The 19,084-nt window shown below is 69.0% G+C and carries 17 protein-coding genes and 6 pseudogenes; 10 read left to right on the plus strand and 13 right to left on the minus strand.

Going from position 1 to position 19,084, the window contains the following annotated elements:
- Positions 1 to 155 precede the first annotated feature (155 nt).
- Entirely contained in the window at positions 156 to 809 is a 654-nt protein-coding gene (locus ACZ52C_RS39075; protein WP_469079290.1) for a hypothetical protein, read from the plus strand.
- Between the two features lie 154 nt (positions 810 to 963).
- Here the strand turns inward: ACZ52C_RS39075 and ACZ52C_RS39080 are convergent, their stop codons facing one another.
- Positions 964 to 1,914 carry a LysR family transcriptional regulator gene (locus ACZ52C_RS39080; protein ID WP_469079291.1) on the minus strand — a complete coding sequence of 317 codons (951 nt, stop codon included), beginning with the start codon at positions 1,912 to 1,914 and terminating at the stop codon, positions 964 to 966.
- A gap of 119 nt (positions 1,915 to 2,033) precedes the next feature.
- Between ACZ52C_RS39080 and ACZ52C_RS39085 the strand changes: the two genes are divergently transcribed.
- Positions 2,034 to 2,705, plus strand: coding sequence for an FMN-dependent NADH-azoreductase (locus ACZ52C_RS39085; protein WP_469079292.1), 672 nt, complete (start codon positions 2,034 to 2,036; stop codon positions 2,703 to 2,705).
- Between the two features lie 93 nt (positions 2,706 to 2,798).
- On the opposite strand, the gene ACZ52C_RS39090 is transcribed toward ACZ52C_RS39085, so the two are convergent.
- On the minus strand, positions 2,799 to 3,035 hold the full coding sequence (locus ACZ52C_RS39090) for a hypothetical protein (RefSeq protein WP_469079293.1): 237 nt from the start codon (positions 3,033 to 3,035) through the stop codon (positions 2,799 to 2,801).
- Between the two features lie 367 nt (positions 3,036 to 3,402).
- Positions 3,403 to 3,637, minus strand: a pseudogene (locus ACZ52C_RS39095) (IS6 family transposase); the annotation flags it as partial.
- Between the two features lie 6 nt (positions 3,638 to 3,643).
- On the opposite strand from ACZ52C_RS39095, the pseudogene ACZ52C_RS39100 reads away from it, so the two are divergent.
- The 3 genes and pseudogenes from ACZ52C_RS39100 to ACZ52C_RS39110 form a co-directional block, all read left to right on the plus strand.
- A pseudogene (locus ACZ52C_RS39100) lies at positions 3,644 to 4,338 on the plus strand (IS701 family transposase); the annotation flags it as partial.
- Positions 4,326 to 4,508 carry a hypothetical protein gene (locus tag ACZ52C_RS39105; protein WP_469079349.1) on the plus strand — a complete coding sequence of 61 codons (183 nt, stop codon included), beginning with the start codon at positions 4,326 to 4,328 and terminating at the stop codon, positions 4,506 to 4,508. The pseudogene ACZ52C_RS39100 and the gene ACZ52C_RS39105, both read left to right, overlap by 13 nt.
- 202 nt (positions 4,509 to 4,710) lie before the next feature.
- On the plus strand, positions 4,711 to 5,217 hold the full coding sequence (locus ACZ52C_RS39110) for a hypothetical protein (RefSeq protein WP_469079294.1): 507 nt from the start codon (positions 4,711 to 4,713) through the stop codon (positions 5,215 to 5,217).
- On the opposite strand, the pseudogene ACZ52C_RS39115 reads toward ACZ52C_RS39110, so the two are convergent.
- From ACZ52C_RS39115 to ACZ52C_RS39140, 6 genes and pseudogenes are all read right to left on the minus strand, one after another.
- Positions 5,208 to 5,358, minus strand: a pseudogene (locus tag ACZ52C_RS39115) (DUF397 domain-containing protein); the annotation flags it as partial. The gene ACZ52C_RS39110 and the pseudogene ACZ52C_RS39115 sit on opposite strands and share 10 nt — an antisense overlap.
- Before the next feature lie 78 nt (positions 5,359 to 5,436).
- Positions 5,437 to 5,622, minus strand: a pseudogene (locus ACZ52C_RS39120) (relaxase domain-containing protein); the annotation flags it as partial.
- Between the two features lie 477 nt (positions 5,623 to 6,099).
- Complete coding sequence (locus ACZ52C_RS39125; protein ID WP_469079295.1) at positions 6,100 to 6,600, minus strand: cupin domain-containing protein; 501 nt, start codon at positions 6,598 to 6,600, stop codon at positions 6,100 to 6,102.
- A 394-nt stretch (positions 6,601 to 6,994) separates the two neighbouring features.
- Entirely contained in the window at positions 6,995 to 7,939 is a 945-nt protein-coding gene (locus tag ACZ52C_RS39130) for an NADP-dependent oxidoreductase (RefSeq protein WP_469079296.1), read from the minus strand.
- A gap of 97 nt (positions 7,940 to 8,036) precedes the next feature.
- Complete coding sequence (locus tag ACZ52C_RS39135) at positions 8,037 to 8,204, minus strand: hypothetical protein (RefSeq protein ID WP_469079297.1); 168 nt, start codon at positions 8,202 to 8,204, stop codon at positions 8,037 to 8,039.
- Positions 8,204 to 8,482, minus strand: coding sequence for a hypothetical protein (locus ACZ52C_RS39140; RefSeq protein ID WP_469079298.1), 279 nt, complete (start codon positions 8,480 to 8,482; stop codon positions 8,204 to 8,206). Before ACZ52C_RS39140 ends, ACZ52C_RS39135 begins: the two co-directional genes overlap by 1 nt.
- A gap of 508 nt (positions 8,483 to 8,990) precedes the next feature.
- Here ACZ52C_RS39140 and ACZ52C_RS39145 point away from each other — a divergent pair.
- Both ACZ52C_RS39145 and ACZ52C_RS39150 read left to right on the plus strand, forming a co-directional pair.
- The gene (locus ACZ52C_RS39145) at positions 8,991 to 9,494 is read left to right on the plus strand and encodes a MarR family winged helix-turn-helix transcriptional regulator (RefSeq protein WP_469079299.1); all 504 of its coding nucleotides are present in this window, start codon (positions 8,991 to 8,993) and stop codon (positions 9,492 to 9,494) included.
- Positions 9,495 to 9,744: 250 nt separating this feature from the next.
- Positions 9,745 to 11,802: an AAA family ATPase gene (locus ACZ52C_RS39150; protein ID WP_469079300.1), complete on the plus strand. Its 2,058-nt coding sequence runs from the start codon at positions 9,745 to 9,747 to the stop codon at positions 11,800 to 11,802.
- Positions 11,803 to 11,925: 123 nt separating this feature from the next.
- Here ACZ52C_RS39150 and ACZ52C_RS39155 read toward each other — a convergent pair.
- The 3 genes and pseudogenes from ACZ52C_RS39155 to ACZ52C_RS39165 form a co-directional block, all read right to left on the minus strand.
- Positions 11,926 to 12,659: pseudogene (locus ACZ52C_RS39155) on the minus strand (IS6 family transposase).
- A gap of 108 nt (positions 12,660 to 12,767) precedes the next feature.
- Entirely contained in the window at positions 12,768 to 13,676 is a 909-nt protein-coding gene (locus ACZ52C_RS39160; protein WP_469079301.1) for a DNA-3-methyladenine glycosylase family protein, read from the minus strand.
- A 43-nt stretch (positions 13,677 to 13,719) separates the two neighbouring features.
- A complete protein-coding gene (locus ACZ52C_RS39165) occupies positions 13,720 to 14,298 on the minus strand; it encodes a TIGR03086 family metal-binding protein (protein ID WP_469079302.1) in 579 nt (192 codons plus the stop codon).
- Between the two features lie 104 nt (positions 14,299 to 14,402).
- Here ACZ52C_RS39165 and ACZ52C_RS39170 point away from each other — a divergent pair, with 104 nt between their 5' ends.
- The 3 genes and pseudogenes from ACZ52C_RS39170 to ACZ52C_RS39180 all read left to right on the plus strand — a co-directional run bounded on the left by ACZ52C_RS39170 (position 14,403) and on the right by ACZ52C_RS39180 (position 17,901).
- Positions 14,403 to 15,395 carry a helix-turn-helix transcriptional regulator gene (locus tag ACZ52C_RS39170; protein WP_469079303.1) on the plus strand — a complete coding sequence of 331 codons (993 nt, stop codon included), beginning with the start codon at positions 14,403 to 14,405 and terminating at the stop codon, positions 15,393 to 15,395.
- 472 nt (positions 15,396 to 15,867) lie between these two features.
- A pseudogene (locus ACZ52C_RS39175) lies at positions 15,868 to 16,669 on the plus strand (IS5 family transposase); the annotation flags it as partial.
- Positions 16,670 to 17,679: 1,010 nt separating this feature from the next.
- The gene (locus ACZ52C_RS39180; RefSeq protein ID WP_469079304.1) at positions 17,680 to 17,901 is read left to right on the plus strand and encodes a DNA ligase-like domain-containing protein; all 222 of its coding nucleotides are present in this window, start codon (positions 17,680 to 17,682) and stop codon (positions 17,899 to 17,901) included.
- A 97-nt stretch (positions 17,902 to 17,998) separates the two neighbouring features.
- Here ACZ52C_RS39180 and ACZ52C_RS39185 read toward each other — a convergent pair whose 3' ends face one another.
- Positions 17,999 to 18,991, minus strand: coding sequence for an aldo/keto reductase (locus tag ACZ52C_RS39185; RefSeq protein ID WP_469079305.1), 993 nt, complete (start codon positions 18,989 to 18,991; stop codon positions 17,999 to 18,001).
- Positions 18,992 to 19,084 lie beyond the last annotated feature (93 nt).

The raw sequence follows: 19,084 nt of genomic DNA on the forward strand, positions 1-19,084 counted from the left end.
AGCGTTCGCGGTCGCTGACCGGCCACTTCCCTTTTGTTCGGTGTGGCGAAAGGGGCCTGCCGAACAACCGACCGGGCTGGTGAACTCGGTGTTGCCGGCCCGGTCGAAGGCCGGACACCGCTCCGTCAGGGGCGGTACAACGGGAGGAACAGATCATGAACTCAGGCACATCCCGAACTGTGCGCCGAAGGTTGAAGGCCATCGCGACGGCGGGCGTGGCAACCGTGGCGGTGAGCCTGCTGCCGTCGGCGGCGGGGGCGCAGGAATCGGGGGCGTCGGTGACCGAGGAAACGTCGGTGGCGGCGGCCGCGAAGGGCACGACGTACCTGTCGTTCAAGAAGAACAAGAAGGACCCGTCGAACTCGCGCCTCTCCTTCTACTTCATCCAGCAGGTCACCCCGGACAAGACGCGCACGTGGCTGGTCGACAGCTGGCGCGCGGGCTCGGGCCTCGGGACCGCCCACAACAAGATCGGCCGCGACGGCTGCAAGAGCTTCGTGGGCTGGCTGCCCAGCGGCACATACAACATCAGGAGTTTCTCCGACAGATTCGAGGGCGACATCAACGGAATCGTCTGGCGGCTCAGCGACAAGAGGTGCACGGGAAAGTCCAAGACCAACCGCACCGCCCTGTTCATCCACAGCGAGATGAAGAAGAACGGCCAGCCGGGCTCCACGGAGAAGACGCGCTGGGACGGCAACAGTGACTACACGTCGAACGGCTGCGTCAAGCTCAAGCCGGCCGATGTCCGTGAGCTGAAGAGCTATCGGTCGAGCTACCCGAAGCCGACGCGCCTGTACGTCTCCTAGATCCAGCTGTCCACGCTGGTCCGCCGACGGCCGGCTGACGCGGTCGGCCGTCGGCGGTGGGAGCGAGACGGGCTGGAGAGGAAGCGGCTGGTCGGGCGGCGTGGAAGCGGTCGGTCGGCCGACGGTGGTAGCGAGACGGTCACTGAGGGCGGAGTCAGTCTGTCGCGGGGTGGCTGGTCCGGCCCGCCGAGGACCGGCGCAGTTCGTCGGCCGCCTCGCGTACGGCCGGCAGCAGGGCCGCCACCGGCGGGCTGTCCAGGGCGCCCTCGCGCACCACGAGGGTGATCCGGCGGATGGGCCGGATCCCCTTCAAAGCGATGCGGGCGACGGGATGCCCCGGCCGGTCGGGCACGAGGTCGGGGACGAGCGCGACGCCCCAGTCCAGCGAGACCAGCCCGAACACGGCTTGCATGTCCCCGATGTCGGAGACGATGTCGGGGACGAAACCGGCGTCGGCGCACAGGTGCAGCACCAGCTGTCCGAGCCTGGACGTCCGGTCCAGCAGCCACGGCTGCTCGGCGAACTCGGCGAGGGCACGCGTCCCCTCGCCCCGGGCGAGCGGATGACCGGGCGCGACAGCCAGGCGGATGCGGTCACTGATCACCTCCTCCTCGTACAGCCCCGGCACCCGTGGCTCGGGCACCTGCGGGTAGCCGGAGGCCAGGACGGCGTCGAGCCGCCCGAGCCGGACCGTCTGCCGGCCCTCGTCGGGATCGACGCCGTGCAGGGTGATGCGCAGTTGCGGATGGCGTGCGCGCAACCGGTTCAACGCCGGCACCAGCAGGGCCGGTCCCTCGTGGAGCGGTACGCCCACCCGCAGCTCGCCGGTGACCTTGCCGTCCCGGGCGAACAACTGTGCCTCCGCAGCTTCCAGTTGCACGAGGACACGCTCGGTGTGAGCCACCAGCAGTCGTCCGGCGGCGGTGAGTTCGGCCCGCTTACTGCCGCGGTCCAACAGCGCGGCGCCGGTCTCCGACTCCAGGGCGGACAGCTGCTGGGAGACCGCTGAACGCGTGTAGTTGAGTGCCTGCGCGGCCGCGGCGATCGAGCCCCGGGCCCCGACCTCGCGCAGCAGCACCAGTTTCCGTACGTCCAGCACCGTCACCCTCGCTAACGCTTCCGGTTAATAAGCGCCACGCCAGATTACGGGACAACGGTCCTGGCGGCGACTTCAATGGAGATCAACACCCCTCCAACGCGCCGACCGGACAAGGGACTTCCATCATGCCCACACTGCTTCATCTCGACTCCAGCCCCCGTCGGGGCTCGGTCTCTCGCCGGATTTCGGGCGAGTTCGCGGAGACCTGGCGCAAGACGAACCTCGAGGGCCGTTACGTCTACCGTGACCTGGCCGCCGACCCCGTACCGCATGTCGATCACGCACAGATCGAGGTCATGCACCGCTTGGAGACGGAGGGCATACGCGACCTCGCGATGGCCCGCGGGGCGACGCGGACGCCCGAGGAGGAGGCGAGCTGGGCGGTGACCTGGCCGCTGATCGAGGAGCTCCTCGCGGCCGACACCATCCTGCTCGGCGTGCCGATGTACAACTTCTCGGTGCCGTCCACGTTCAAGGCGTGGTTCGACCGCGTCCTGATCGCGCCGCTGATCGCCGACCCGGCCACCGGTCAGGGCCCGCTCTCCGGCAAGAGGGTCGTGGTGGCCTCCGCGCGCGGCGGCGCCTACGGGCCGGGCACGCCCCGCCACGACTTCGACCACCAGGAGCCGTACCTCAAGGCGGCGCTCAGCATGGTGGGCCTCGCCTCCGACCTGACGTTCCTGCACGCGGAGCTGACCAAGTCGGCGCACGTGCCCCGGCTCTCCCAGTTCAAGGAGATGGCGGCCACGTCGTACCAGGCGGCGATCGACGGCGCCCGCACGCACGGTGAGGCCTGACAGACCCCGGTAAGCCACTGGCAAGTCCCCGCTACGACCCGGAAACCCCTCTCACCGCAGCGGGAAGTTGCGGTCGAACGCGTCTTCCGGGTCCTACCGGTCCTTGAACGCGCGCAGCCGGGTCAGGGCCGGCTCGGGGACGCCTCGGCGAGGCCCTCGGGGAGCGGCGGGTGTCGAAGCCAGTGCCGCCCATGGCCGCCCCGCTCGGTAGTGGGGCGCGGAACCGGTGCGGTGTCCGCTGTCGGTGATCAGCACGGTGAGTTCCGGAGCCCAGCCCTCGAACCCTGCCGCGATCCGCTTGGTCGCCGCGGCGGTATTGGTGCGGTCCATGGCGGCGAACCACTCTTGCGGCCCGGTGGAGCACCGCGTAGGCGTGCAGGGCGTCGCCGCTCGATCAGGGATGCGGGCGGACCGGTCCGGCTTGTGCTGTTTCTCGGGACGGGCACCGGCACGTCCCATAACGTGTCCACTGGGCGGCCACCTTCACACAACCGTACGCACCTCCCGTGAGTCACACCCCCATAAATCTTCGCCCTCATTTCTTCCTTTGACTACGGGAGTTCACGGTGCGCGGGCAACCGCGCTGCCTGTCGGCGACGGGGCGTGGACGGTGACGCTGCAGGGCGCTGTCACGTTGTCGGGTGGGCGGTGTCTGATGGTGCGTCGCTGCGTGGTGAAGCCCGGTTCCGGGCTGTGCTCAGGCTGCGGTGGCGAGGCCTGCGACGCCGGCGATCTGGTCCCAGATCGCGAAGCGGACGGTCATCTCGGCGCGGTAGCGGTGTGCGGGCATCAGGGGGCGCCAGGGCCGGAAGTGGAGCGAGATACCGCTGAACGCGGACAGAAACCGCCGAGCCCCGCCCACGGAACGGAAGCCTTTCATCGCCCGTTCCCGCTGCCTTGTGGGCTGATGGCTCTTCTACCCGGTTGTTCAGGTACTGCTCGACGCAAGTGTCGTCTTCGAGACGAAGGTGGCCATGGCCAAGGCGATGGTCCGCCGGGCCATCGCCGACAAGATCCCGTTCAGCTGGGCCACGGCGGACGCCGCCTACGGCTACAGCAAGGGCTGGCGGTTCGAGCTGGAGCAGGCGGACGTCTTCCACGTCATGGCCACCACCCGGCACGACACCGTCGTCACCCGCTGGTCCATCGACCACCCCGTCCACGACCTGTTCCCTGGCCTGCCACGACAGAAATGGAAACGCCGTTCCTGCGGTGAAGGAGCCCACGGCCGACGGATCTACGACTGGGCCCGCGTCGAGGTGAGGCCCTGGCACCGCGAGGACCGCCGGCACTGGGTCCTCGCCCGCCGCAGCGTGAGCCGGCCCGAGGAGATCTCCTACTACATCGCCTACTGCCCCGCCGGCACCACGCTGGACGAGCTGATCCGTATCGCGGGCAGCCGGTGGGCGGTGGGCGGTGGGCGGTGGAGGAATGCTTCCAGACCGCGAAGCAGGAGTGCGGCCTGGACGACTACCAGGTCCGCCGCTATCCCGGCTGGCACCGCCACATGACCCGGGCCATGGCCGCCCACGTCTGCCTGGCCGTCCTGCGGGCCCGCCAGCTGGACACGGACAAAGCAGAAACGGATCCTCCCGGCTCATCCACCTCAGCCTCGCCGAGATGCGACGCCTGATCACCCGCCTCACCGACCGTCGCCCCACCCCGGTCGACGACATTCTGCACTGGTCGACCTGGCGCCGACGACGCCAGCACCAGGCCCGCATCAGCCACTACAACGGCGCGGACACAGCCCCTGAAAACTACCCAGCACTCAGAACAAGCACCGTTGCAGTACTTAAATGACCGAACAGCGGGGTGGGCAAAGGGGATGCCACACCGGTCAGCGGGTCGGTAAAGACCGTGGCAAAGGACGCTCACATCACGATCGCCCGCAGAAAGGAAATATCGTTACGGCCGAGGAATGATCACGTCACTCCCGCGATCGACGAGCCGGACATTCTCATGTCCAGTCATCAGTTCTTCCCCCAGAACGAAAGACAGGACAATGACGCCTACGTCCCCCAAGCGCTCGCGTCGAGCAAGGATCGCGGCCCGCGTCGGCATGGTGCTGACCGCCATTGCGCTCGCGCTCGGCATCACCGCCGGCACGGCCCTGGCGGCCACGCCGCAGTACAGCGGCGACTTCAGCTGGGCCGCGACGAAAGTGAAGCGGCTGGCGAACTGCGCCTCCACCCACTGGTACAACGGTACTCAGCAGGCCGCGGCCTCGACGGGCGACGCCTCGACCGGGAACAAGCTCACCGCCTGCGACGGCGCCGGGTCCGACTCGTACTGGGACGGCATGCACCTCCTCGCCGCCACCGCCCTCACCATCAACGGCAGAAAGGTCGGCTACCGCTCGGACCAGAGCTGCCCGCCCAAGCGCGGCTTCCAGTACATCAAGTGCTGGTACGTCAACGGTAAGGCGAAGGGAAACCCCGTCATCACCGTCTCCATCCTCTCGACCGGCATCGGCGGCCAGGACGTAGCCGTGGACTGGTACTACCTGTGATCGAGGAACGCGGCCCAGGCCTCACCGGCGACGGTGAGGCCTGGGCCGCCGGGGTTTTTGGAGTCGCGGACGTGTATCGCGGTGGTGAGGGCAGGGGGCGATCTCTACGCAGTTTCCGCTGCCACCGTCGCTGTACGTCGTCGGACCTGCGGCGCCCCCGCGTCCGGCGGGACTGACCTGCGGAAACGCCAGGCCCTTGCTGGTAGTCCGGCGGGAGCCTAGGGTGTCGGCCGCGACGATGTGGGCCAGCATCGAATCCGCCGACAAGTTGCCCCACGTCCCCTTGTCATCTGGCCGCCGGACACGGATCGAGACCAGCGCATGATCGTGGAGAAGGGGCTTCGACTCCGCGGCTCTGGACTCGTAATGCCGGAAGACCGCGACGATCAGCCCGTCCCGGACACCACACGTGTGCACTGTCCGCCGCATGAACGCGGAACTGCTCTACGGAGACCCCTGCCCGCTGTGCCGCCGCCCTCACGCTGCGCACGACCGTCGAAGTCGCTCCAACCAGCCACGCCCCACTCGAACCGACAGGGTGCCGCACTGCATCAGCTGCGCCAGCGACATGACCTGCGCACAGGAGTGGGCCGAGATGATGCGCGGCCTCTACGAGAGCTGACGGCGGCCGTGCGAATGCTGCGCCGCATCTACCTCACGCACCACAAAAGCCACTACCTGCGGGTCCATCGTCAACTGCCGTGCGCGCGTCCACGCCCGGACGACTCAAGCTGACACCACGTGGCCGATCTCGTCGACCACACCGGCGCCGTCGCGCCCGGGAATGTCGGGGCAGATCCAAGGGGAAGATCTTGTCCTGGCTGCCCAGCTCAGAGGGAACTTCACCCTGCCGACCGGTGCCGGGGTTGCTGGCCCTGCGAGTCACAGGAACTCGCTCCGGTAGGTCGAGGCCAACTCGGCCGCGCGGCGGCGGCGCTCCGCGAGCTCGTCCTGCGACAGCTGCGGCGGCGGCGCGTCCTTGCCCGCGACGACATCGCCGATGCGCGTGAAGTACTCGTCCTGACCGGCCGGGGTGCACATGCACAGCATGCGGGCCGGCGCCCCCGAGACGTTGCGGAAGTTGTGCGGGGCGTTGGCCGGGATGTTGACCGTGGACCCGGCCCGTACGGTGTGCTTCTCGCCGCGGAAGGTGAACTCGATCTCGCCCTCGAGGATCGTGAACATCTCCTCGAAGTCGTGCCGGTGCGGGGGCGGGCCGCCGCCGTCGGGGACACGCATGTCGATCAGGCAGTACCGACCGTCGGTCTGCTCGCCGGTGACCAGAATGGCGTACGTGTTGCCCACCAAAGAGATGTACGTCGTTGCGGGATCGTCGGGGTCCGCCACGGTCAGCGAGCGGGACAGGTCGTCGTCGGGGATCATCGAATCGTCTCCTTCAGAGGTCAGTCAGGTGAGGATCAGGTGCCGGGCAGCTCTCATGGAGTCCGGCAGTCTCCCGGCCGTCGATGCGCATGCGGCGTGAAGTGGGAGTCCGGCCCGGCCGCGCGGTACCTCAGTGTGTTCTTGCCGGTGTCCGATGGGCTCCCATCGCGGGGGCCAACGGAGCGAGGGGCCGGGGCCGCCTGTGTGACGGGCTTGCATACCCTGCTGAGGCGCGGGGTGAGCGCGCTCGGTGCCGGCTGCGCGCTGCGCCGCGATGTCCCCCGCTGCCGGTGGTGTGGCGTCCGCCATCGCGTCGGCCATCGGGGCCAGCGCCTGGGCGATTTCGGGATCCAGACTGAGTGCCAGGGTCTTTTCCTTCGGTGGAGGATCGGCGTCAGTCGGCGGACGGGAGCACGATGACCTTGCCGTGCACCGCGCCGTCGGCGGCCCGGGCGTGGAGCGCCGGGAGTTCGGCCAGCGGCACCCGCTCGGCGACGTCGACGCGCAGCTCGCCGCGGTCGGTCAGCGCCACGAGTTGGGCTAGCTGGTCGGCGTCGCTGCGGACGAACAGGTCGATGCCCCGCACGTCGCGCTCCTCGTCGCTGGGGGCGGGCATCCATACCGTGGTGTTCACGAGGACCCCGCCGGGACGGACCAGGGTGACCAGTGAGGCCAGTTCGTCCGGGGTGACCGGTGCGAGGTTGAGTGTGATGTCGACCGGTTCGGTCACCGCGGTGGTCACTCCGGTGGTGGTGTGGTCGATGACTTCGTCGGCGCCGGCCGATGTGACCGCCGCGCTGCTGCGCGGGCCGGCTGTGGCGATGACGTGGGCGCCGGCGTTCTTGGCCAGCTGCACGGCGTAGCCGCCGACCGCGCCGCCGGCTCCGTTGATCAGCACGCGTTGTCCGGCGGTCAGCTTGGCGTGGTCGAACAGCGCCTGGTACGCGGTCAGGCCCACCAGTGGCAGCGCGGCGGCGTCGGCCAGGGGGACGCTCTTGGGCGCCGGGGTCAGGGCGTCGGCCGGCGCGAGAACGTAGTCCGCCGCGGCGCCGTTGCCGTCCATCGGCAGGAAGCCGACGACGTTGTCACCGACCGCTATGCCGTCCACGTCATCGCCCAGCGCGTCGACGGTGCCGGCGACGTCGATGCCGGGCGTGTGCGGCAGCACCACCGGTATGGGGCCCTGCATGAAGCCGCCGCGGATGTTGCCGTCGACAGGGTTGAACGACGTCGCAGCGACGCGGATCAGGACCTCGCCGGCCCCGGGGACGGGCCGCTCCACGTCGTCGTAGCGCAGGACGCTCGGGTCGCCGTATTCGTGGAAACGCACTGCCTTCATTTGGGTTCTCACCTTCACTACGATCGGTCTTGCTTCGAATTCGAAGCAACTGTTGATGACGGTACATCTACTTCGAATTCGAAGCAAGTGGTGTCGGTCACCGCCGGTGCGAGCGCATCGCCGCGGCGAGTTCGACGGCGGCTCTGTCGATGCAGGCGCGCAGCCGCGCCGCGTCGCTGAGCGCCGTGGCCTGCCAGTCGGCGGGGCCGGCGACGACGACCGTGGGCACGGGGTCGGCGTGCACGTCGGTCAGGCGTCTGCGCATCACCTGCGCGAGGCCGGATGGCTGCCGGCGGGAGCCGCTGTCGAGCGCCAGCAGTAACGGCATGCCGGAGAGGACTCTGTCCCGAGAACGGCGAAGAGCGAGTCGAACACCTCGCTCGGGGATGCGGCGAGCACCGGGGTCGCCACCACCAGCCCGTGCGCTGTCACGACCGCCGCGATCGCCTCCCGCAGGTCGAGGCCGGCGCGGCCCTGGGCGGAGTACTGGGCGAGGTCGGCCGCCAGCCGGTGCAGCTCCAGCACCTCCACCTCGGCGCGCACCCCCGGCCGCCAGTGACCGGCACACCGCCTCCGCAACCCAGTCCGCGAGCAGGCGAGTCGAGCGCCCGTAACCGACACCGGCGCACAGGACTGCCAGGGACACCGGGCTCCACGCGGCGGTGCTCATCCCGGCATCATGTTCATGGCTTCCGCGCTGCGGCCGCGCTGTCGTGCCGTCACCGGGGAGGGCCGCGGACGACGTTGCGCGAGGCAGGGGATGTTCATGGCCGGTCCTCGGGATACGTGGGCGGCGGCACCGCCCTTCTGCTCGTAACCCTGTGCCGCGGCACTGTCCGAACTCCATGTTCCGCGGTGCTCAGTCGGGCCCAACACTGCCCACACCGCGTGCTCACGAGGTCACCACATCGGGCCGGGCGACCCTCGCACCCGGCCGATCCACCTGCCCGGGGTGGCACCGGAACCCACGGAGGAGTTCAGTTCCAGCTACGCCCGGGGGCTGGACGGCGCCACGCCACACGCTTCGAATTCGAAGCAGTAGACTTCGGTCATGCCTGATTCACCGCCGTCGCTCGACCCCGTGCAGCTCGGCACCTACTTCGACCTCATCGAGGTGACCAGCCTGCTCCGGCACGCGGTCGAGCAGCAGCTGCGCAAGGCCGGCGATCTCAGCTATGTGCAGTTCCAGCTGCTGGCCCGCCTCGGGGACTCTCCGACGGGCAGTCACCGCATGACCGACCTGGCGGACGGCGTCGTCTACAGCCGCAGCGGCCTGACCTACCAGGTGGATCTGCTTCAGAAGGAGGGCCTGGTCGTCCGTGCTCCCTCGCCGGACGACGAACGGAGCATCACCGTCACCCTCACCGACGCCGGGCGTGAGCTGCTTGCGAAGGTGCTGCCGGGCCACATCGAGGTGGTCAGCGGCCTGCTGTTCGAGCCGCTTTCACGCGACGACGTCGAAGCTCTCGCCGGCCTGCTGGCGCCGGTGCGCGACCACATGCGCTCGATGCCGTCCCGCTCGGCCGCGCCTCGCCGCCGCAAAGGCGGAACATAAAGACTCGACCCAGGCCACGCAGAAGAGGCAACGACACGTCCCGTTCGACGCCGGGCCAAGGGGAAGTGACGAGCGCGCCGAGGACAGGGATTGAGGCGTTACACCCGGACGACACCCAGTCGATGCCGCAGACATCCGAGTAGCGCCTCCTGTCCCGGGATGCTGCCCCGCGCTCGGTACCACTCACGTAGAAAGCGCTTCATCACACCGATCTTCGACGGCAAAATGGGCCTGACGAAAGGAGCTTGGATTGGGAGCGGCGGGACTGGCGGACCGACTGGCCACGGCACGAGCCGGAGCGCTGGTGGGCAGGGAGCCGGAGCGGGCGGTGCTCGACCTGATGCTGTCCGGCGCGGCGCACGCTCCGCTCATCGCCTACCTGCACGGCCCCGGCGGCATCGGGAAGTCCTCGCTCGTGCGCTACGCCGCCCGGCAGGCGGAACTCGCCGGCCGCCGCGTGGTGCATGTGAACGCCCGGTTCCTCGACGCCGACCCGCGCAGGCTGGAGGAAGCCGCCGCCCCGGCGTGCGCCGAACCAGGCGCGGTGCTGCTCATCGACACCTTCGAACAGTGCCAGCCCCTCGAGACGTGGCTGCGCGAGACCTTCCTGCTGCGGCTCGCCGACCAGGCGATCGTGGTGGTGGCCGGCAGGACCGCCCCAGACGCCGAATGGTCGCTGGACCCCGGGTGGGCGCAACTGTTCACCGCACTGCCCGTACGGCCGCTCGATCCCGCCGAGTCCGACGCCCTGCTCGCCGCCCGGGGGGTCCCCGCCGAGCAGCGCGGCGCCTTCGTCGCCTTCGCGGGAGGCAGCCCGCTCGCCCTCTCACTGGCCGCCTCCGTGCCCCCCGCCGCACCCGGTGCGCCGTGGTACCCCACCGGCGACACCCTGACGACCCTGGTCGAGCGGCTGATCGGCGACCTGCCCAGCGCCCTCCATCGACGCGCCCTCGAAGTCGTCGCACAGACCTATGTCACCCGCGAGCCCCTGCTGCGCGCGGTACTGGGTGACGAGGACACCGATACGGTGTTCCCCTGGCTACGCCAGCTGCCCTACATCGAGGTCACACCGGAAGGGCTGCACCCGCACGACGCGGTGCGGGCGACCCTCGAGGCCGACCTGCGCTGGCGGGACCCAGAGCGCTACGACGACATCCGCGCCCGCATCTCCCTCGCCGGCCTGGAAGCCGTACGCTCCGCCACAGCCGACGACGCGCTCTTACGAGTCGCGGAATGGATGTTCCTCTTCCGCGACCAGGGCGGCCCGGACAACCTGTACAACTACCGGACGCACCCTCACATCGAGGACACTCCGCTCCGGCCCGACGACGTACCCGCCGTGCTGCGCATGGCCGAGGAGGCCGAGGGCCCGGCCTCGGCAGCCGCGGTCGCACACTGGTTGCGCCGCCAGCCGGAGGCCTTCCGCGTCCACCGCTACGCCGGCTCCACCACACCTGTTTCGTTCATGGCCATCCTGCGACTGGACGCACCGCTGCCCGAGGACCGCGCCGAAGACCCGGTCATCGCAGCGGTCTGGGACCTCGTGGAGACGGCCGCACCCCTGGGACCGGGCGAGCACCTGGGCATCCGCCGCTTCGCGGTGCAGCCCGGCGGGGGCCAGCGGCCCTCCCCCCTGATAGAACTCATCAGCCGGCGCACCCTCGCCGAGGAGATGAGGATCCACGGACGCGCGGTCACCTTCACCGTCTTCGAAGACGCAGACCTGTGGGGGCGCTACCTCGCCGAGGCCGGGATGCCGGAGGTCGCGGCCGTGGACGTCGGCGGCCTGCGACAGCATGTCTTCGGCCGAGACTGGCGACGGCAAGCAATGGAACAGTGGGTGCAAAACCGGGCGCGCACCGCGGTCACGCCCCTGGCGACATGGCCCGCAACCGCCTCCACGAGCGGCCCGGGCGACCAGCTGCCGCGCGCCGAGTTCCAGAAAGGCGTACTCGAGGCGCTGCGCACCTGGCACACCCCGCGCGAATTCGCGACCAGCGTCCTGCTGCACTCCCATCTCGTGACGCCGGGCTCACCCAACCCGACCGCGGACCTGCGCGGCGCCATCACCACCGCCCTCGACGCGATACAGATCGACCCCGCGGGCGTCAAAGCCCACAAGGCCCTCACCGCCGCCTACATCTCGGCCTCCCGCCCCCACAAGGCCGCCGCCCGACGACTCGGAGTGCCCTACGGCACCTACCGGCGCCACCTCGCCCTGGCCAAGGAACGCCTCATCGAACAACTGCTGCGCCAACCGGCCACGAGATCCACACCGACCGCGCCGCACTCGATACCGGAGGAGTGAGGCCAGCACGGTACCGCAGGGCAACGTCCTCCGCGAGAAGCGCGTACGGCGTTGTCACGTTGTTGGGTGTGTGGCTGCCTGACCGCGTCGGGGCAGGGTGGGCTTGGGGAGCCGGGCCTGTGGTCAGGCCGTGGTGGGTCGGTCGGCAGCACCGGTGATCTGGTCCCAGATCGCGAAGCGGATGCTCATCTCGGCTCGGTGGGCGGCAGCGGTCATCAGGTGGAGGCGGGGCCGGAAGTGGGGCGAGATACCGCTGAACGCGGACAGGAACTGCTGGGCCCCGCCCACCGAGCGGGAGCCCTTCATCGCGCGTTCGCGCTGCCTGGTGGGCTGGTGGCTGTTCTCGGCCCGGTTGTTGAGGTACTTCGACTGCCGGTGCTCGACGCGGGGCATGACCTCGCGGAGGGCCGCGCCGTAGGAGCGGAGCCTGTCGGTGACGATCACCGCGGCACCGCGTGGGTCTTCTTCATCAGGCGGTGCAAGAAGCGCCTGGCCGCGGCCTTGTCCCGGCGGCTCTGCACCAGGATGTCCAGGACGTGGCCGTCCTGGACGACCACCCGCCACAGATACTGCAACCGCCCGTTCATCTTGATGAAGACCTCATCCAAGTGTCACCTGTCACCGGGCCTTGGCTGCCTGCGGCGCAGCGCGTTGGCGTACTGCTGACCGAACTTGCCGCACCAGTGGTGCACCGTCGCGTACGAGACGACGATCCCCCGCTCGAGCATCAGCTCGTCGACCTCGAGGAACGACAACGGGAAACGGAAGTACAGCCACACACAGTGGGAGATCACCTCGGCCGGGTACCGGTGCCCCCTGTACGACAGCGGCACGGCCCCACAAACAGCCCCCTCCAGCACGATCCAACCAGAAGATCATCCCACCCGGTCAACCAACGTGACAGCGCCGGGGCGAGTCCACCAGCCGGTCCGAATTCTGGGGCTGCGCGCATCCCCCGGCGCGAGTCAGCCACCGACGCGGAGATAGTGGCCCCAATACCCTTGCCAACGCCCGTAGTAGTCGGCGAGCCGCTGGAATTCGCGCTCGTCCACCGGGCGTTGGTAGACCCGTTGGGCAGCTCGGGCCATCTCCTTGTCGAGGGTGACTCGTTCCGTCCGGCCGAGCCCTCGGATCAACAAGAAGGAGGCCGACCAGGGGCCGATGCCAGGGAACTGCAGGAGCTGGTCCCGTACCTCGTCGTACGGCCCTGTGCGCAGGAAGCCTTCCTCCACTTCGAGCCATTGGCGCACCGAGCGGTACAGGTAGCCCGCCTTGCGCTGGTTACCGATCAACCGGTGCAGCTCGGCTTCATCGAATGCCGCCAGCTGCTCGGCGTCCGGGAACGCCCATCGGGACTTGCCACCCAAGGTGGTCCGATTCCCTACCGCTTCGACCAGCGCCTGCTTCATCTTTCTCGCCACCGGCATGGGTACCCGCTGGCTCAGGATGGCCCAGCACAGCAGTTCCAGCGGCGAGGGGAACTTGACCTGGTGGTACCCGTACAGGCGCTCCACCACCCGGGCGAAAGGCGGGTCGTGCCGGGCCAGTTGGTAGAACTCGGTCAGGTCGTCCCGCAGACCGAGGTAGAAGTCCAACCGGTCGACTGTGGCTTCAACGGTGGCATCGCTGATCGGCTCGTCGGCGGTGAGTTGACAGTCGATGGCGGGCTCGCCGGGAGACGCTGTCAGACGTGCCCCCAGGGTCGTGCCGTGTTCGTGCAGCGCGAGGGTCAGGACCCCCGCGTCAGTGCCCTGTTGGCCGGTCATGGCGGGGAAGGAGCGAATGAAGGCGAGGGACGCCGGGAAATCGAACGGCTCCTGGGCGGCCAGCCGGACGGTGACGGAGCGGGCGGACGTCGACTGGGCAGTGGTCATGGCATTGTCTCTCTTCGTGTTCTCCTGGCGGCTGGGCGGCGAGTCAGACCGTTCGCCCGAGCCAGCCGGCCAGTCGGCTGTAGACGTCGGCGTCGTCCGGCACCGGCTGGACATCACCGAAGGGGATCTCCCCGCCGCGCGGGGCGGGGGGCAATACCTTCTGCGCGATGCCCAGTGCCATCCGGGCCAGCTCCGCATCCAGCTCCGCCGCGGGGTGGATCCCCAGGGCGATGTCCCAGGTGTGGGTCACGACCTCCATCACATAACCGCTGAGGGCGATCCGGCCGGTGGCCAAGCCCCACGGCACCTCGACCTCCCGGTCCAACTTTGTGTCGTCCGCCCAGGCGGCGGCCGCGCGGGCCCGAGCACGTCCGGTCGCGCCGCCCCAGTCGGTATCCGCGATTTCGCCGGCCGCCGCGGACACATCCAGACCTCGACCGCCCTCGCCGATGTACGCAATCCGGTGGATCGCGCCGATGGTGTGGCCCAGGAGCGCTCGTAGGTCGTAATCGTGGCAGGGAGTCGGCCGACCGAGAGCCGTAGGGTCAAGGAGGCCCACCAGTTTCTCCAGCTGGTCAAGGGCGCCCAGGAACGGGGGGCGGGGGTCGAACGTGGCGTCCATCGGAACACACTCCTCGATTGGCAGCCCGCGAGTTGCCCGGGCCGGAGGCGGGACACTCTTCCGCTGATACATGACAGGTGCCGTCAGGTTTTAGACTCTCTTCCATGAAGGCGGACCGGCTGCTCTCGATCCTGTTGCTGCTGCAGACCCGGGGCGGGGTCTCGGCCACCGAGCTCGCCGCGCGCCTTGAGGTGTCGGTCCGAACGATCTACCGGGACATCGAGACGCTCTCGGCCGCGGGTGTGCCGGTCTGGGCGGAGCGCGGACGTAACGGTGGTGTCCGGCTGCTGCCCGGTTACCGCACCGATGTCACGGGGCTGACCAGTGACGAGGCCCGTGCATTGTTCGTGCTGGCGGCCGACGGGGCGTACGAGGCCCTGGGGCTCGGCAAGTCGATCGGCTCCGCCCTTCGCAAGGTGATGGCCGCACTGCCCGCCGGGCATCGGCCCGAGGCCGAGAGGACCAGCGAGCGGATCCTGGTCGATCCGGCGCGCTGGATGCAGGGTGGCGCGGTCGAAGTCGAGCTCGGCGAGCTCCAGCGCGCCGTTTTCACCGACCAGCGATTGCGGCTGAGCTACCGGCGCAGCGGAGAGACCGAACCGAGCGAGTACCTCGTGGACCCCTACGGCCTGGTGAGCAAGGCCGGCGTCTGGTATCTGGTGGCCGATCGCGATGGTCAGCCACGGCTGTTCCGCGTGGACCGGGTGCAGGGGGCATCAATTGCCGATGAGCCGGTGCGCCGCCGACCGGGATGTGGCCTCGCCGAGGTCTGGGCGGCGCTGCGTGAGGAAGTGGAGCGTCCGCCGAGCGAGGTGCGGGCCAGGTGCCGGGTGCGGAGGGAGCGGCTGGACATGTTCCTGCGGATTCAAGCCGCGAACCTGGCTGCCCCGCCTGAGTACCAGGACGACGGTTGGGCGGAGGTGGAGTTGGCCTTCCGAGCTGTACGCGCGGTCCGCTCGCTGCTCGTCTTCGGAGCGGACGTTGAGGTGCTCGTCCCGCCTGAAGCACGACGTGAACTGGCGGCCGCAACTGCCGAGGTCGTCGGTCTCTACACACAGGAACCCGTGGGAAGACGTCCGCCATCTGACGTCGAGTGAGCTTCTTGGGCGCCTCTGGCTCGGCGTGCTCGGCGAAGAACGCGGTGTCGGCGGCACGGGCTGCGAGGAGGCGCCGAGGACACCGGGCACCTCCAACTCGAGGAAGACTTCCTTCAACAGCTCTCCCATCCCCGACAGCTCCTCGTCGTACGGGTGCGCCCGCTACCGAGCGGGATGCCGGCAGGTACCACGCAGCGTGCGGCAGGACCCACACCACCAGCGTGATCGTGGCGACGGCCAGGGTGTCCAACTGCCCAACGAGGTACTGGAATTCGCGTAGGAATCGGTGATGCGGTACATGGTCACGGTGGTGGCCGGGCTCGTGCCGCGCAGCATCAGCGGCAGAGCCGCGCCCACGATCTGTCGCGATGCCGCGCGGGGTGTTGGCTCAGAGTAGGACCGGAGTCCGGTTTCGTCACCGTCCTGGGCAAACGGTGACGTGATGACGTCAAGTGATCGCCATCCAGTGTGGATGGTCGTTGGTCTGGTCGTGGGAAAGCGCCAGTCGCGGCCTTGGATCGTGTCGGATGAACTGTGGTCGCTGATCGAGCCGTTGTTGCCCGGGCCGGGTCCGAAGCTGGTGGAGGGCCGACCTCGGGTGCCGGACCGGCAGGCGTTGTGCGGGGTCCTGTTCGTGCTGCATACCGGCATCCAGTGGGAGTACCTGCCCCAGGAGCTGGGCTTCGGCTCGGGGATGACCTGCTGGCGACGCCTGGCCGCGTGGAACGAGGCCGGTTTCTGGACCAACTGCATCTCGCGCTGCTGAAGAAGCTGCGGGCGGCGAAGAAGCTGGACTGGTCGCGGGCGGTGATCGACTCCTCGCACGTGCGGGCAGCTCGGCGGGGCCCAAAAGCGGGCCCAGCCCGGTCGCCCGCGCACGGCCGGGCAGCAAGCACCACGTCCTCACCGACGGCTAGGGCATCCCGCTCGCGGTGTCGCTGACCGGCCGAAACCGCAACGACGTCACCCAGCTCCTGCCCCTGCTCGACAAGGCCCCCGCCGTGTCCGGTGTCGTCGGCCGGCCCCGGCGCAGGCCCCGGCGCGGGCCCGACACGCTCCTGGCCGACCGCGGCTACGACCACGACAAGTACCGCCGACTGCTCTGGGCTCGCGGCATCCGACCCGTCATCGCCGAACGCGGCCAACCACACGGCTCCGGCCTGGGCATCTTCCGTTTACGTGGTCGAGCGGACGATCGCGGGCTGCACAGCTTCCGTCGCCTGCGCATCCGCTGGGAACGACGCGCCGACATCCACGAAGCGTTTCTCGGCTGCCGCCGGCCGGCCCTGTCTCGCCACCTGTCTGATCACCCACCGCCGCGTCCAACGCCTTTGGACCTCTTACCGCGAGGCCACCGACGTGTACAGCGGCATACAGGGAAGACTTGACGGATCAGATCATCGCTGCGCGCGAGGCTGGCGCTTCCTCGGTGGAGCCGGTGCGAGAGGCCGTTCCGGCCGGGGCGGGGATGTGAGTCGGGCCTTGATGCTCAATGTCGGACAGTTCCGTCCCATGACCTGCACGGCAGCACCATCGACAGCACATCTCCGAACCGGCCGACAGGCGTTGCTGCTCGTCGTCGACATTCTCAGACTGCATAGACGCCCGCACCCGACCACTCCCCCTGAACACCAACCGCACCCTCGAATACCAGGCAGTCGTCCTCCACCTCGTCGCCGGCTGCTGCATCCCCGACATCGTCGGCCAGCACCCCAGCAAGATCCGCCCCCTGCTCCGCACCTGAACAGCCGAAGCCGGACAGCCACCCCAGGACCCTGTGAGGAACGGTCATGCCGCATGCCCTGTGGGCCGGAGCCATCTCGTTCGGCCTGGTCATTTCTCTCAGCTACGCGCGGACGCACCCGGCGCGCCTGTCTCGTGACGCTCGACGAGCGGGACTGACCGGTACTGCGTACATGTGACGCTGTGGGCCTGACCCCTCCGATCGAGCCGACGCTCGCCGAAGCCCGGCGACAGTTTCCCCAGATGCGGCACTGCCGCGGGACTGGATTGCGGAGCAGAAGCCCGACGGCTTCCGGGCCATCCTCTTTGCGTGGCCCGACCTGTCATGTTCCAGTCCCGAAGGGCGCTGATTTCACCGACGCCTTTCCCGACATTGCTGGCGCGGCCAGCGAGCTGAACGTGGCGCTCGTGCTGGACGGTGAGCTCGTCGTGCCGCAGGAGGGCAGGCTGCGCTTCGGCGAGTTGCAGCGCCGTGCCCGGCGCCGGAGTCACAACGCCGTCCGGGCCGGCTGAAGGCCCCGGCTATCTGATCGTTGTCGACGTGCTGGAGCGTGGTGGCGAGGAGCTACTCGCCCGGCCCTACCGCGAGCGGCGCGCGATCCTGGAGGACCTCTTTGCTCGCGAACTGCTCGCCGCCCCGTTCACCTGTGTCCCGCCACCACCACCGGGGCGACCGCGCGGGACTGGCCGGATCCGGCTTGGGGTGCGGCCGGGTATCGAGGGCATCGTGATCAAGGGCGACGGGCAGCGTTCGCGACGGTGACTATCCGGGTGCGCCCGATAGTTCTTGCCATCGAAACTGGCCCGCGTGCCTCCTGTGGCCGGCGGATCCACCCTCGCATGCGCGTGTGCCGGCGCGGTCAGTCTGTGGTGAAGCTGGACAGCATCGCAGCGGGGTAGCGGCTGCCTGCTGAGCCGTGGGGAAGGATCTCGGCGATGCGGGCCAGATCGGCGGCGGAGAGCTGGACGTCGGTGGCGCCGGCGTTCTCCTCGACGCGCTTGGTGCTGCGGGTGCCGGGGATGGGCGCGATGTCCTCGCCCTGGCCGAGCAGCCAGGCCAGTGCGAGTTGGGCGGTAGTGATGCCCTTGGTGTCGGCCAGATTCTTGAGCTGTTCGATGGCGTGCACGTTGTACGTGTAGTTCTCGCCCTGCCAGCGCTCGTCCCAGCTGCGCATGTCGTCCGCGGGGTATTCGCCGGCGGGCTTGATCTGGCCGGCGAGGAAGCCGCGGCCGAGCGGGGAGTAGGGCACCAGGCCGATGCCGAGTTCCCGCAGAACGGGAAGGATCTTCTCCTCGACCTCCCGCTCGAAGAGCGAGTACTCGTACTGGAGCACGGAGACCGGGGTGACGGCGTGGGCGCGGCGGATGTACTGGGGGCCGACGTTGCTCAGGCCGAAGTACTTCACCTTGCCCTCGGCGATCAGTTCGCCGACCACCCCGGCGACCTCCTCGACCGGAACGTCCGGGTCGGAGATGTGCTGATAGAAGAGGTCGATGTGATCGCTCTGTAGGTAGCGCAGGCTGTTCTCGGCGACCTTTCGGATGTTTTCCGGGCGGCTGTTGAAGCCGGGGCTGAGCGCCGGGGCGGTCATGTCGAAGCCGAACTTGGTGGCAAGGACCACCTCGTCGCGGAAGTCTTTGACCGCCTCGCCCAGGAGGATCTCGTTGCTGCCGGTACCCGCGCCGTACAGCTCGGCGGTGTCGAAGAAGTCGATCCCGAGTTCGTGGGCGCGGCGGATGGTCGCGTGGCCCTCGTCGTCGTTCGAGGCGCCGTAGGCCATGGACATGCCCATGGTCCCCAGGCCGAGCGCCGAGACGCGCAGACCCTGAGAACCCAGATTGCGGTGCTGCATGAGTTCACTCCCTCAGTGGTTCGTCGGCCTCACCCGCAGAGGCCAAACCGAACTGTTCCGTTTGACCCTACGCGCCGACCGCCCGGATGCCAA

Source organism: Streptomyces sp. NPDC034049, from assembly GCF_055575575.1.

Coding starts and splice junctions, on each gene's coding strand:
- ACZ52C_RS39075 (WP_469079290.1), top strand. CDS start 156: ATGAACTCAGGCACATCCCGAACTGTGCGCCGAAGGTTGAAGGCCATC.
- ACZ52C_RS39085 (WP_469079292.1), top strand. CDS start 2,034: ATGCCCACACTGCTTCATCTCGACTCCAGCCCCCGTCGGGGCTCGGTC.
- ACZ52C_RS39090 (WP_469079293.1), bottom strand. CDS start 3,035: ATGGACCGCACCAATACCGCCGCGGCGACCAAGCGGATCGCGGCAGGG.
- ACZ52C_RS39105 (WP_469079349.1), top strand. CDS start 4,326: ATGCGACGCCTGATCACCCGCCTCACCGACCGTCGCCCCACCCCGGTC.
- ACZ52C_RS39110 (WP_469079294.1), top strand. CDS start 4,711: ATGACGCCTACGTCCCCCAAGCGCTCGCGTCGAGCAAGGATCGCGGCC.
- ACZ52C_RS39125 (WP_469079295.1), bottom strand. CDS start 6,600: ATGATCCCCGACGACGACCTGTCCCGCTCGCTGACCGTGGCGGACCCC.
- ACZ52C_RS39130 (WP_469079296.1), bottom strand. CDS start 7,939: ATGAAGGCAGTGCGTTTCCACGAATACGGCGACCCGAGCGTCCTGCGC.
- ACZ52C_RS39135 (WP_469079297.1), bottom strand. CDS start 8,204: ATGCGCAGACGCCTGACCGACGTGCACGCCGACCCCGTGCCCACGGTC.
- ACZ52C_RS39145 (WP_469079299.1), top strand. CDS start 8,991: ATGCCTGATTCACCGCCGTCGCTCGACCCCGTGCAGCTCGGCACCTAC.
- ACZ52C_RS39160 (WP_469079301.1), bottom strand. CDS start 13,676: ATGACCACTGCCCAGTCGACGTCCGCCCGCTCCGTCACCGTCCGGCTG.
- ACZ52C_RS39165 (WP_469079302.1), bottom strand. CDS start 14,298: ATGGACGCCACGTTCGACCCCCGCCCCCCGTTCCTGGGCGCCCTTGAC.
- ACZ52C_RS39170 (WP_469079303.1), top strand. CDS start 14,403: ATGAAGGCGGACCGGCTGCTCTCGATCCTGTTGCTGCTGCAGACCCGG.
- ACZ52C_RS39185 (WP_469079305.1), bottom strand. CDS start 18,991: ATGCAGCACCGCAATCTGGGTTCTCAGGGTCTGCGCGTCTCGGCGCTC.